The sequence below is a fragment of the Sphingomonas sp. Leaf9 genome, from assembly GCF_001421355.1.
Taxonomy (GTDB): Bacteria; Pseudomonadota; Alphaproteobacteria; order Sphingomonadales; family Sphingomonadaceae; genus Sphingomonas.
This window is the reverse complement of sequence record NZ_LMKC01000004.1, coordinates 315,776-328,420: the sequence shown is the minus strand read 5'-3', so window position 1 is coordinate 328,420 and position 12,645 is coordinate 315,776. Positions and strand designations below refer to the sequence as shown.

At 67.2% G+C, this 12,645-nt stretch carries 12 protein-coding genes and 1 pseudogene; 8 read left to right on the top strand and 5 right to left on the bottom strand.

What is annotated here, in order from left to right; all coding sequences use genetic code 11:
• The first annotated feature begins 115 nt into the window (after positions 1-115).
• The 3 genes from dnaN to ASE58_RS12490 all read left to right on the top strand — a co-directional run bounded on the left by dnaN (position 116) and on the right by ASE58_RS12490 (position 3,813).
• On the top strand, positions 116-1,228 hold the full coding sequence (dnaN, locus tag ASE58_RS12500) for a DNA polymerase III subunit beta (RefSeq protein ID WP_055757434.1): 1,113 nt from the start codon (positions 116-118) through the stop codon (positions 1,226-1,228).
• Positions 1,229-1,366: 138 nt separating this feature from the next.
• On the top strand, positions 1,367-3,253 hold the full coding sequence (gene sppA / locus ASE58_RS12495) for a signal peptide peptidase SppA (protein ID WP_055821782.1): 1,887 nt from the start codon (positions 1,367-1,369) through the stop codon (positions 3,251-3,253).
• Positions 3,250-3,813 carry a GNAT family N-acetyltransferase gene (locus tag ASE58_RS12490; RefSeq protein WP_055822397.1) on the top strand — a complete coding sequence of 188 codons (564 nt, stop codon included), beginning with the start codon at positions 3,250-3,252 and terminating at the stop codon, positions 3,811-3,813. Before sppA ends, ASE58_RS12490 begins: the two co-directional genes overlap by 4 nt.
• Before the next feature lie 179 nt (positions 3,814-3,992).
• On the opposite strand, the gene ASE58_RS12485 is transcribed toward ASE58_RS12490, so the two are convergent.
• Complete coding sequence (locus ASE58_RS12485) at positions 3,993-4,622, bottom strand: trimeric intracellular cation channel family protein (RefSeq protein ID WP_055821778.1); 630 nt, start codon at positions 4,620-4,622, stop codon at positions 3,993-3,995.
• 79 nt (positions 4,623-4,701) lie between these two features.
• Between ASE58_RS12485 and ASE58_RS12480 the strand changes: the two genes are divergently transcribed.
• The gene (locus tag ASE58_RS12480; RefSeq protein WP_055757441.1) at positions 4,702-5,358 is read left to right on the top strand and encodes a YoaK family protein; all 657 of its coding nucleotides are present in this window, start codon (positions 4,702-4,704) and stop codon (positions 5,356-5,358) included.
• A gap of 173 nt (positions 5,359-5,531) precedes the next feature.
• On the opposite strand, the pseudogene ASE58_RS12475 reads toward ASE58_RS12480, so the two are convergent.
• Positions 5,532-5,891 (bottom strand): annotated as a pseudogene (locus tag ASE58_RS12475) (response regulator); the annotation flags it as partial.
• A gap of 42 nt (positions 5,892-5,933) precedes the next feature.
• Here ASE58_RS12475 and ASE58_RS12470 point away from each other — a divergent pair.
• From ASE58_RS12470 to ASE58_RS12455, 4 genes are all read left to right on the top strand, one after another.
• Positions 5,934-6,206 (top strand): DUF3572 domain-containing protein, encoded by a 273-nt coding sequence (locus ASE58_RS12470; RefSeq protein ID WP_055757442.1) that lies wholly within the window; start codon positions 5,934-5,936, stop codon positions 6,204-6,206.
• Positions 6,203-6,826, top strand: coding sequence for a hypothetical protein (locus ASE58_RS12465; protein WP_055757445.1), 624 nt, complete (start codon positions 6,203-6,205; stop codon positions 6,824-6,826). The genes ASE58_RS12470 and ASE58_RS12465 overlap by 4 nt, the downstream gene beginning before the upstream one ends.
• A gap of 31 nt (positions 6,827-6,857) precedes the next feature.
• Positions 6,858-7,322 carry a RidA family protein gene (locus tag ASE58_RS12460; RefSeq protein ID WP_055757447.1) on the top strand — a complete coding sequence of 155 codons (465 nt, stop codon included), beginning with the start codon at positions 6,858-6,860 and terminating at the stop codon, positions 7,320-7,322.
• Between the two features lie 210 nt (positions 7,323-7,532).
• Entirely contained in the window at positions 7,533-8,363 is an 831-nt protein-coding gene (locus ASE58_RS12455; RefSeq protein WP_055757449.1) for a TorF family putative porin, read from the top strand.
• 276 nt (positions 8,364-8,639) lie between these two features.
• On the opposite strand, the gene ASE58_RS12450 is transcribed toward ASE58_RS12455, so the two are convergent.
• From ASE58_RS12450 to ileS, 3 genes are read right to left on the bottom strand one after another with little or no spacing between them, the layout of a single operon-like run.
• Positions 8,640-9,044, bottom strand: coding sequence for a DUF3035 domain-containing protein (locus tag ASE58_RS12450; RefSeq protein ID WP_055757451.1), 405 nt, complete (start codon positions 9,042-9,044; stop codon positions 8,640-8,642).
• Complete coding sequence (lspA, locus tag ASE58_RS12445) at positions 9,037-9,546, bottom strand: signal peptidase II (protein ID WP_156347727.1); 510 nt, start codon at positions 9,544-9,546, stop codon at positions 9,037-9,039. Before lspA ends, ASE58_RS12450 begins: the two co-directional genes overlap by 8 nt.
• On the bottom strand, positions 9,543-12,467 hold the full coding sequence (gene ileS / locus ASE58_RS12440) for an isoleucine--tRNA ligase (RefSeq protein ID WP_055821775.1): 2,925 nt from the start codon (positions 12,465-12,467) through the stop codon (positions 9,543-9,545). Before ileS ends, lspA begins: the two co-directional genes overlap by 4 nt.
• Between the last annotated feature and the right edge of the window lie 178 nt (positions 12,468-12,645).

Below are 12,645 nucleotides of genomic sequence, written 5' to 3'. Positions count from 1 at the left end.
GTAGGAGCGGTTTGCTCCGGCCCTTCTTTGCGCTAGACACACTGCTCGGTTTTCTATGGGGTCGGCACCGAATCCGCTGGCCCGAGTGCGATGCGCATCCGCGCGGGGGAACATCATGAAGGCGACGATCGAACGCGCGACCCTGTTGAAGGGCCTCAGCCACGTCCAGTCGGTGGTCGAGCGGCGCAATACCATCCCGATCCTGTCGAACGTCCTGATCGAGGCGGGCGAATCGAGCATCCGCCTGATGGCGACCGACCTCGACCTGCAGATCGACGAAACCATCGCCGCGGCGATCGATCAGCCCGGCGCGATCACCGTGTCGGCACACACGCTGTTCGACATCGCGCGCAAGCTGCCCGACGGCGCGCAGGTGCAGCTGTCGGCCGCCGAAGGTCGCCTGACCATCGTCGCCGGGCGCGCGCGCTTCAACCTGTCGACGCTGCCGCGCGACGATTTCCCGGTGATCGCGGAAGGGGAGCTGCCGACCCAGTTCGAACTGCCCGCGACCACGCTGAAGGCGATCATCGACAAGACCCGCTTCGCGATTTCGACCGAGGAAACGCGCTATTACCTCAACGGCATCTTCCTGCATGTCGCCGAGGATAACGGGAAGCCGGTGCTGAAGGCCGCCGCGACCGACGGTCACCGCCTCGCGCGCATGACGGTCGAGCGGCCCGAGGGCGCCGACAAGATGCCCGACGTCATCGTGCCGCGCAAATGCGTCGCCGAACTGCGCAAGCTCTTGGATGAAGTCGACGGGTCGGTCGGCGTGTCGCTGTCGGGCAGCAAAATCCGCTTCGATCTGGGACAGGCGATCCTGACCAGCAAGCTGATCGACGGCACCTTCCCCGATTATTCGCGCGTCATCCCGACCGCGAACGACAAGCTGCTGAAGCTCGATCCGAAGAGCTTCATGGCCGGCGTCGACCGCGTGTCGACCATCGCCACCGAAAAGACCCGCGCGGTCAAGATGGCGCTGGATCGCGACAAGATCACGCTGTCGGTCACCTCGCCCGAAAACGGCGCGGCTGCGGAGGAAGTGCCCGGCGAATACACCGCGCTGCCGTTCGAGATCGGCTTCAACAGCCGCTACCTGCTCGACATTCTGGGGCAGATCGACAGCGATCTGTGCGAGGTCCACCTGTCGGACGCCGCCGCGCCGACGCTGATCCGCGAGAACGACGCCTCGCCCGCGCTCTATGTTTTGATGCCGATGCGCGTCTGACGCGCGCACGGTCGTCGTCCAATCGGCCCCGTGCGCGTTGCGTGCGGGGCCTTTTCGTATCCGGTCGGGACCATCGGTGCTTTACTCCCCCGGCCATCCGATTATTTATCGCTAGACGATAAGCTCGAAGGAATTGCCGTGAAACTGGTCCGGGGTGCGTGGAAGCTGCTGGTCGGGATCAAGGACGGCCTGGTGCTGCTCCTGATGCTGTTGTTCTTCGGCGCGCTGTTCGCCGCGCTGTCGGCCAAGCCCAACACCCGCATCACCGATGGCGCGCTGGTGCTCGACCTGTCGGGATCGATCGTCGAACAACCGGCCGAGGCCGATCCGGTCGCGCTGCTCAGCGGCCAGCCGGCGGCACAGGAACTGCGGCTGCGCGACGTGGTGCGCGCCCTCGACACCGCAAAGGGCGATACGCGGGTCAAGGCGGTGGTCCTCGACATGGACAAGTTCGCCGGCGGCTATCCCGCGGCGCTGGCCGAGGTCGGCGATGCCGTCGCCCGCGTCCGCGCCAGCGGCAAGCCGGTGCTGGCCTATGCCACGCTCTATACCGATGGCGGCTATCGCATCGCGTCGAACGCCAGCGAAGTGTGGCAAAATCCGTTCGGCGGCACGATGTTTCGCGGCCCCGGCGGCCCGCAGCTCTATTACAAGGGCCTGATCGACAAGCTGGGCGTCAACGCCCATGTCTACCGCGTCGGCCAGTTCAAGTCGGCGGTCGAACCCTTCACCCGCGCCGACCAGTCCGAACCGGCCCGCGCCGCCAACCAGGCGCTGTACGGCGCGATCTTCGACCAATGGCGTTCGGCGGTGCAGAAGGCGCGGCCCAAGGCGCAGCTCGACGCATTCCTGACCCGTCCCGAAGCGGTGATCCAGGCGGCGGGCGGCGACGTCGCGCAGGCCAATCTGAAAAGCGGGCTGGTCGACCAACTGGGCGACCGCGTCGCCTTCGGCAAGCGCGTCGCGGCGCTGGCGGGTGAGGATGCCGGCAAGGCGGCGGGCAGCTTCCGCACGATCAGCTATGCCAGCTGGCTGGCGGCCAATCCGGTATCGGCCTCGGGCGATGCGATCGGCGTCATCACCGTCGCCGGCACGATCGTCGATGGCGAGGCGAAGCCGGGCACGGCGGGCGGCGACACCATCGCCAAGCTGCTGCTCGATGGCCTCGCGACCAAGAACCTGAAGGCGCTGGTCGTCCGCGTCGATTCGCCGGGCGGATCGGTGCTGGCGTCGGAACGCATCCGCCAGGCGATCCTGCAGGCGAAGGACGTCGCGAAGATTCCGGTGGTCGTGTCGATGGGCGGGCTCGCCGCATCCGGCGGATATTGGGTGTCGACGCCGGGTGACGTGATCTTTGCCGAACCCAACACCATCACCGGGTCGATCGGCGTGTTCGGCGTCATCCCGACCTTTGAAAACAGCCTGTCGAAGATCGGCGTGTCGGCCGATGGCGTCGGCACCACACCGCTTAGCGGCCAGCCCGACGTGCTGCGCGGCACCAACCCGGCGTTCGACGCGATCATGCAGAGCGGGGTCGAGCATATCTATGCCCGCTTCACCGGCCTCGTCGCGCAATCGCGCAAGCTGCCGCAGCCGCGCGTCGACCAGATCGGGCAGGGCCGGGTGTGGGACGGCGGGACCGCGCGTCAGCTTAAATTGGTCGACCGCTTCGGCAATCTGGGCGATGCGGTGGCCGAGGCCGCGCGCCTTGCCAAGCTCGACCCGGCGACGGTGCAGACCGTCTATCTCGAAAAGGAACCCTCAGCCCTCGAAAAGGCGCTGAAGGGCTTTGCCGACCGGCAACGCGGCGATGCGCCGGACCAGGCGGCGACCGACATGCTCGGCCGTGTCGCGATCGAACAGCGGGCGGTACTGGCGCAGGCACTGGGCGATGCGCGGCGGATGCTGACCGCGCCGACCGGCGTGCAGGCGCGCTGCATCGAATGTGCCGGGCTGGGGCCGGTTCGGGCGTCGGCGGAGGATGCGTCGCTGTTCGACCTGATCGTCGCGCGGTGGTTCGCATGATCGCGATCCGCCCCGCGCGGAGCGAGGACGCCGCCGCCATCGCCGCGATCTATGCCCCCTATGTGCTGGGCGGCACGGTGTCGTTCGAAACCGAAGCCCCCGACGCCCGTGCGATCCGCAGCCGGATGGCGCACAGCGACGGCTATTATCCCTGGCTGGTGGCAACCACCGGCGAAGCGGATGGCGATGCGGTGCTGGGCTACGCCTATGCAACGAAGTTCCGCGACCGCCCGGCGTACCGTTATGTCGTCGAAACCTCGATCTACATGGCGGGCGGCGCGCAGCAGAAGGGGACCGGGCGGCTGCTCTACGAAGCCTTGGTCGATACGCTGCGCGCGCAGGGCTTTACCCAGGCGATCGGCGTGTTGTCGCTGCCCAACGACGCGTCGATCATGCTGCACGAGGCGGTCGGCTTCCGCCGCGCCGGGGTGTACCGCGAGATTGGCTTCAAGCAGGGCCGCTGGATCGATGTCGGCTTCTGGCAATGCGAGCTGAACGACAGCGCGGTGCCGCCCCGCGAGCCGAAGCCGTTCAGTGAGACGGGGGTGGTGCGGGGGTAGCCTCGCGCTACCTTACCCCCACCCAATCCGTTCGGTTCGAGCAGCTTCGAGCCTGTCGAGAAGCGTCCGTCGAGAACTCGGTTGTTCTTGGCACCCCCTTCTCGACTTCGGTTTTCGACAGGCTCGAACCTACGCTCGAAGCAAACGGGGGCGGGTAAGGAGAAGGGGAGAGGCTAACTCTACCGCTTCCCCCGATACGCCGGCAGCGCGATCCGGAACCGGATCGCCACGCCCCTGAGCGCAAACCCCGCCGCCGCCGCCGGCAGCGCCGCCACGAACGGCGGCAGCCCGCACGCGACCAGCACGACATGCAGCCCCGCCGACAGCGCTGCCGCCGTCACATACAGTTCCGGCCGCATCAGGATCGACGGCACGCCCGCCAGCACGTCGCGGATGATCCCCCCGACGCACGCGGTCAGCACCCCCATCATCCCCGCCTGTAGCGGCGGGACCCCGAAACTCAGCGCCTTCGCCGCGCCAAACACGGCATAGGCGGCAAGGCCCGCGGCATCGAGCCAGTCGAGTGCCTTGTCCCGCCACCAATGCTGCGGCGTGATCCACACCAGCCCCGCCACCCCGACACAGATCGCCGCGACCGGCGAGCCATGTACCCAGAACACCGGCGCACCGATCAGCAGGTCGCGCACCGTGCCGCCCCCGACCCCGGTGATGAGCGCGAAGAACGCGGCGGTGACGAACGTCTGCGCCGCGCGCGTCGCCGCCAGCGCGCCCGACGCGGCGAACACCGCGATACCGATCATGTCGAGTGCGCCGAGCATCTGCCCCAGCGCCTGCGGAGAGGGAACCATCCCGCCTCGCTATCGTACGGATGGGCGATAGGCGAGGGGGCATTGCCCCGCCCCCCGTCGATCGGGCAATAGGAATTCCATGCGTCGTCTTACCCCCGCCGCCACCCTCGTCACCGTCCTGCTCGCCGGTCTGGCGGGTATCGTCGATGCGCTGGCGTTCAGCGGCCTTGGCGGATTCTTCGCCTCGTTCATGTCGGGCAACTCGACCCGCTTCGGCGTCGGCCTTGCCCATGGCTGGAACGGCGCGTCGGCCATTGCCGCCGCGCTGGTGCTGTCGTTCGTGGCGGGGGCGATGTTCGGCACCATCGCGGGTGCGGCCGCGGCCGAGCGGCTGGGGCAGGGGCGCCGGGCGGAGGCGGTGATGGGCCTCGTCACGATCCTGCTCGCGCTCGGCGCGGCGCTGTCGACCTTCGCCCCGCTCACCCTCGCCATGCTGTTGCTCGCCGCTGCGATGGGCGCGCAGAACGGCGTCGTCGCGCCCGATGGCGAGGTGCGGATCGGCCTCACCTACATGACCGGCACGCTGGTGCGAATCGGCCAGCGGCTGGCCCGCCGCCTGATGGGCGAGCGCGACGCACCCGGGCCGCGCCGCGACCTGCTGTTATGGCTGGGCTTCGTCGTCGGCGTGACGATCGGCGCGCTGGCGTGGAACTGGCTGGGCCTCGCGTCGCTCTGGGTCGTGGCGGCGCTCGCGGCGTTGCTGACGATGCTGGTGGCGAAGGTGGATTGGGAGTGAGGGGGCAGGCAGCACGCCCCCCGATCGTCACCCCGGCCCTGCGCCGGGGTCCCGCTTCTTCTTCTGCTACGCCGACCGGAGGAAAGCGGGACCCCGGATCAAGTCCGGGGTGACGGGAAGGGCGAATCGTCCGCCCCCGATTCGCCATCCTCCCCCCGAACCTCCTCGACCGGCAGCAACGCTCGCACCTCACCGACGAACCGCACCACCGAAATCGGCTTGGTGACATAGGCATTGGCCCCCGCCGCGCGCACCCGGTCCTCGTCGTCGCGGCCGGAATAGGCGGTGACCGCCATGATCGGCACGGCGCGCAGGCGCGGATCGGCCTTCAGCATCTGGATCAGTTCCAGCCCCGTCATGTGCGGCAACTGGATATCGGTGATGATCAGGTCGGGCAGGAACGCCCGCGCCTTTGCCACTGCCTCGCGTCCGTCGCGCACCGGTTCGGTTTCGAAGCCATGCGCGCGCAACAGGTCGCAGAACAGCTTCAGGTTCAGTTCGTTGTCCTCGACAACGAGTACCCTTTTTGCCACGCGCTTTGCATCCCGTTGGAAGTTCGAAAGGCTGTCTAGGCGATGCGCAGGCCGGAAACAAATGAAGACGCGGCGACGCTTGGCCTGCATGCGCTGGTCTGGGTGATCGGCGACGACACCCGCCGCGACCGGTTCCTGGCGCTGACCGGCATCGACCCCGCCGACCTGCGCGCGCGGGCCGGCGATCCCGCCTTCCTCGCGCAACTGCTCGGCCATCTGGAGGGTTACGAACCCGACCTGATCGCCTGTGCCGATGCGCTGGCCGTGGCCCCGACCGCCCTGGTCCGCGCCCGCGCCGAACTGGAGACTGCATGAAACCCCTGCTCATCACCGATTGCGACGAAGTCCTGCTGCACATGGTCCGCCATTTCGGGCACTGGCTGGGCGAGGAACATGCGATCGACTTCAACATGGCCGGCGGTGATTTTGCCAGCTCGATGACCCGCGCCGACGGCACCACGCTGGAACGCGACGAGATGTGGGGGATGCTCGACGGCTTCTTCCCCGATCAGATGGGACGCCAGACCCTCGTGCCCCATGCGCGCGAAGCATTGGCGGCGCTGGCGCAGCAGGCCGATATCGTCGTCCTGACCAACCTGCAGGACCATTGCCGCACCCACCGGATCGAGCAGCTGGCGACCCATGGCATCGTCCATCGCGTCGACTGCAACCAGGGGGGCAAGGGCCCGCCGGTCGCCCGGCTGCTGGCCGAATATACTCCTAGCGTCGCGGTGTTCGTCGACGACCTTGCCGTCCATCACGAATCGGTCGCCGACAGCGCGCCGGGCGTCTTCCGCCTGCACATGGTCGCCGAACCCGACCTTGCCGTCCACATACCCGCCGCCCCCGCCGCCCATGCCCGCATCGACGACTGGGTGGCGGCACAGGCCTGGATCGAGGCCCGCTTTGCCGAGGGGCAGCCGGCGAAGGCTTGACCCGATCCGCTATCCACGAGAGGAACGCACCATGGCTTATGATATCCCCGCAAAGCTGGCCGAACGCGGCCTGTCGCTCCCCGTCGCCGCCGCGCCCGTAGCGGCCTATGTCCCCGCCGTGGAGGCCGGTGGCCTGCTCCACCTGTCGGGCCAGCTGCCGTTCGAGGATGGCAACCTGATGACCGGCCGCGCCGGCGAAGACCGCGACCTGGCCTATGCCACGTCGGCCGCGCAGAAGTGTGCGCTGATGATCCTGGCACAGGCGGAAAAGGCGCTGGGCAGCCTCGACCGGATCGAGCGTGTCGTGAAGCTCGGCGTGTTCGTCAATTCGGCGGGCAGCTTCACCGACCAGCCGAAGGTCGCCAACGGCGCATCGGAACTGATGGTCGAACTGTTCGGCGATGCCGGCCGCCACGCCCGCAGCGCGGTCGGCGTGCCGGTCCTGCCGCTGGGTGCCGTTGTCGAGATCGACGCGATCCTCGCCATCCGCGCCTGAGTTCTTTTTCGTTTCCAGCACACCCGCTGTTGCCACGCTGCAACAGCGGGTGTGTCGTATCCGGCGTCGGAGCAATTTCGATTGTGCGGCGCGGCATGGTTCGACATATTCGGTCGCAGAGGGCCAGACCGCTCGAGCCACAAGGCTCATCCAATCGCGGCGACCCTCGAACGCAGGAGAATCACCACGTAACCGCAGAAAGGGTTTACGATGCGATTCTCGACCTTCCTCCCGGCCGCGATCCTCGCCGCCACCACCGCCGTGCCCGCCTTTGCGCAGGACACCGCACCCCCGCCGCCCGTCACCATCAGCGGCAGCGCCAGCGTCACCTCCGACTATCGCTTCCGCGGCGTGTCGCAATCGGACAAGAACGTCGCCGTACAGGGCGGCATCACCATCGCCCATGAAAGCGGCGTCTATATCGGCACCTGGGGGTCGAACCTCGCCGGCTGGGGCACGTTCGGCGGCGCCAATCTCGAACTCGACCTGATCGCCGGGTACAAGAAGACGTTCGGCACCGCGACGGTCGATGCCGGCGTTACCTGGTACACCTATCCGGGCGGCGCGGACGAAACCGATGTCGTCGAATTCTATGGCAAGCTGTCGGGCACCGCCGGTCCCGCCACGCTGACCGCCGGTGCCTTCTACGCGCCCAAGCAGACCTCGCTCAGCCGCGCCTTCGCCTCGGCGACGCCGCTGGTCGTCGGCAGCGGCAAGCGCGACGACAATATCTACCTGTCGGGCGATGCGGTCGGCGCGGTGCCGAACACCCCGCTGACGCTGAAGGCGCATATCGGCTATTCGGACGGCAATCCGGGCCTGGGGCCGAACGGCACCAGCCTGTCGCCGACCGGCAGCTATTGGGACTGGTCGCTCGGCACCGACTTCACCTACAAGAACCTGACGCTGGGCGTCGCCTATGTCGACACCGACATTTCGAACCGCGAAGCGGCGTACATCACGCCGAACTTCAGCAAGACGACCAACGGCAGCCCGATCGCGGCCAGCACGGTCGTCGTATCGCTGACCGCGGCGTTCTGATCCGGGGGCGGAAGCCTCCTGAAACGTTCTTGCTGAGTAGGGGCTGAGCCTGTCGAAGATCCGTATCGAAGTACCTGCCCTTTGCGCGGTCCTTCGATACGCCACTTCGACAAGCGCAGTGGCTACTCAGGACGAACGGATCGAATAGGCATCATACCTCACCCTCCCGTTCGCTTCTCGACAGGCTCGAAGCAAAACGGAGCGGGTAGCGGACAAAAAAAGGCCGGTCACCCCATGGGGCAACCGGCCTTTCCCACATCCGAAAAACCCGCCCGGTTACGGCGTAGTCGTCTTCGCGGCCTGCCCGTCGCCTGCCGGCGCGGCGATGATGTCGCGGGTCGTCGCACCCTTGTCGACGACGTTGGTGCCCGGATCGGCCACGCCCGACCGGATGCCCGCATCGGCCGCACCCGACCCACCGGCCTGTTCCAGCGTCAGCCGCTCGGTCGCGCTACGCTGTGCCGGGCCACCGAACAGTGCCTGCATCGCCTGCGTCGATGCGGCGGTGTCCTGCGGACGCGGCGCGCCCGGCTTCGGGGGGACGAGCGCATAATCGGGCGGGATCACCAGCGGCGCCTGGCGCGCGACGGCGAATTCGTCGGGACGCTGGCGGTTCAGGGCGTTGCCCTGACACCCGGCAAGGATCAGGCCGAGGCTGCTGATGACGACAAACTTACGCATTGGCCTTCTCCACAGGAACATCGTGCTTCGGCTTCGGCGTGAACAGCGCGCGGACGAGCAGGATCACGACACCGATCGAAATCGCCGCATCGGCGATGTTGAATACCAGAAACGGGCTGTAGCCGAAAATATGGAAGTCGGCATAGTCGACGACATAGCCGAAGCGCACCCGGTCGATGATGTTGCCGAGTGCCCCGCCCAAGACCAGCCCCAGGCCGATCAGCTCGGGCTTCTGCGTCTCGCGCCGGATCCACACCGCCACGCCGGTGGCAATGATCGCGGTCATCGCGACCAAGGCCCAGCGCGCGAACTCGCTGCCCGCCTGCAACAGCCCCAGCGACACGCCGAAATTCTGGACGAAGCGCAGCGTGAACACCGGCAACAGGTTCAGCTCCGCGCCGGGATAATCGATCCCCATCGGCCCGGTGACCCAATATTTGACGAACTGATCGACGATCAGCACGACCAGCGCGACCACGACCGCGACCTTGCGCACGCTCATGCCACCACCTCCGCACAGCGACCGCACAGGTCGCCATCGGTTGCCACGTCGGGCAGATGCCGCCAGCAGCGCCCGCACTTGGCCGCCTCCGTCCGCGTCACCGTGATCGGGCCATCAGCCTCCGTCACCTTCGCGACGATGAACAGCTCGGCCAATTCGTCCGCCGGCAGCGGCAGCGACGGTACCGTCACCTCGGCCTCCAGGCTCGATCGCACTGTCTTGGCCCGGCGCAGCGGCTCGATCGCCTCGGTGACCTGCTGGCGCAGCACGCGCACTTCGGCCCAGGCGGTGCCCAGCGGCTGGTCGGCGGGCAGCTGCGGCAGTTCGGGCCATTCGAGCAGGTGGACCGACGTGTCCTCGCTCGGGAACCGCGCCTGCCACACTTCCTCGGCGGTGAACGCCAGGATCGGCGCGGCATAGCGGACCAGCGCGTGGAACAGCGTGTCCAGCACCGTGCGATACGCCCGCCGCCGCAGGTCGTCGGCGGCGTCGCAGTAGAGCGAATCCTTGCGGATATCGAAGAAGAACGCCGACAGATCCTCGTTCGCGAAATCGGTCAGCGCGCGGGCATAGCGATTGAACTCGAACGCTTCCGCCGCCGAGCGCAACTCGGTGTCGAGCGTCCCCAGCAGATGCAGGACATAGCGCTCCAGCCCCGGCATTGCCTCGACCGGCACCCGCTCGTCCTCGCTATACCCGTCGAGCGCGCCCAGCAGATAGCGGAAGGTGTTGCGCAGCTTGCGATACGCATCGCCGGTGCCGGCCAGCACTTCCTTGCCGATCCGCACATCCTCGAAATAATCAGTCTGCGCGACCCAGAGGCGGAGGATGTCCGCGCCCGATTCGCCGATCACCTTCAACGGATCGACGACATTGCCGAGCGACTTCGACATTTTCCGGCCATTGCCGTCCAGCGCAAAGCCGTGGGTCAGCACCGCCTTGTACGGTGCGTGGCCCCGCGTGCCGCTGCTCTCCAGCAGCGACGACTGGAACCAGCCACGATGCTGGTCCGACCCTTCGAGATACAGGTCGGCGCGGGTGCCCGCCCCGAACCTTTTCTCGATGGTGAAGACATGGGTGCAGCCCGAATCGAACCACACGTCGAGAATGTCGGTCACGACCTCATAGTCGGCGAGGTCGTAATCCGGCCCCAGCAGCGCCTGATGATCCGCCGCATACCACGCATCGGCCCCGCCCTCACGAAACGCGGTCAGGATGCGGTCGTTGACGGTGTCGTCGCGCAGATAGTCGCCGGTCGCCCGGTTGACGTACAGCGCGATCGGCACGCCCCACGCACGCTGGCGGCTGATGACCCAGTCGGGCCGCCCCGACACCATCGCTCCGATCCGGTTACGGCCCTTTTCGGGCACGAACCGCGTGCGTTCGATCGCGTCCAGCGCGATTTCGCGCAGCGTCGCACCATTCGTCTCCCTCTCCCCTTCAGGGGAGAGGGCCGGGGAGAGGGGAAGTCCGTCGAGGTGCGTGACTGAGAGCAGCGGATCGCCCGACAGCCCCTCTCCCAGCCCTCTCCCCTGAAGGGGAGAGGGCTTAGAAGACCGGTCCATCGGGATGAACCACTGCGGCGTGGCGCGGAAGATCACCTTCGCCTTCGACCGCCAGCTATGCGGATAGCTGTGCGCGAAGTCGTCCGACGCCGCCAGCAGCGCGCCGGCCTCGCGCAGGTCGCGACAGATCGGCCCTTCCTCCAGCTTGCCGCCACGTCCCGCCGCGACAAACTTCGGGTTGATGACGCTGCCTTCGCTGCCCAGCCACGCCCAGTCGTCGCGATAGCGGCCATCGCCCTGCACCGCGAACACCGGCTCGATGCCGTTCGCCTTGCACAGCTCGAAATCGTCCTCGCCGTGATCGGGGGCCATGTGGACCAGACCGGTGCCGGCATCGGTCGTCACGAAATCGCCGGCCAGCAGCGGGCGCGGCTTGGCGAAAAAGCCGCCGCGCGCGTGCATCGGGTGGCGGGCGGTCGCGCCGGCAAGGTCGGAACCCTTACCGACCCATCCCCAAGCTTCGGCCGACTTACCCATGCGGGCAAGAGTGTCCGTTACCCGATCCGCTGCGATCAGAAGGTTCTTCCCTTCTACGCTAACGACTTGATATTGAATATCAGATCCGAACGCGAGCGCCTGATTGACCGGAATCGTCCAAGGCGTCGTTGTCCAAATTACGGCATATGTGGGTGCGCCACTTAGCCAACGGCCGAACGAAGAATCACTGGGCGCGTCGACGATCTCGAACGCCACGTCGATCTGCGTCGACACGACATCCTCATATTCGACCTCGGCCTCGGCCAGCGCGGTCTTTTCGACCGGCGACCACATCACCGGCTTGGCCCCGCGATAGAGCTGCCCAGACATGGCGAACTTCAACAGTTCCTCGGCGATGGTCGCCTCGGCGTCGAACTTCATGGTGAGGTACGGGTCTTCCCAGTCGCCCAGGATGCCCAGCCGCTGGAACTGGCCCTTCTGCACGTCGACCCATTTGGCGGCATAGGCGCGGCATTCGGCGCGGAACTCCGCCGGGGGCACCTCGTCCTTGTTGCGCTTCTTGGCGCGGTACGCTTCCTCGATCTTCCATTCGATCGGCAGGCCGTGACAGTCCCACCCCGGGATGTACGGCGCATCCTTGCCCATAAGCGACTGGGTGCGGACGACGATGTCCTTCAGCACCTTGTTCATCGCATGGCCCATATGGATGTCGCCATTGGCGTAGGGCGGGCCATCGTGCAGCAAGAAGCGCTCGCGACCCTGCCGCTCGGCGCGGAGGCGATCGTACAGCCCCATCTTCGCCCAGCGATCGAGGATCGCGGGTTCCTTGGCGGCAAGGCCGGCCTTCATCGGGAAGTCGGTCTTCGGCAGGAAGACGGTGTCGCGCCAGTCGCGCGTCGGTTCGGGCGTGTCGGTCATAGGAATGCCCGCGATTAGCCGATGCGGGCGCGCACGCAAACCGCTTTCCTACACCGGCGGGCAAGCGCAGGATCGCCGCGCTCTTTGCACCGTTCAGCCCCCATCGTCGCCGCAGCGTAGGCCGGCCGCTCAAGCGGCGTCTGCCACACCCGGCAATCGCACCGCGCGCAAACCGTGG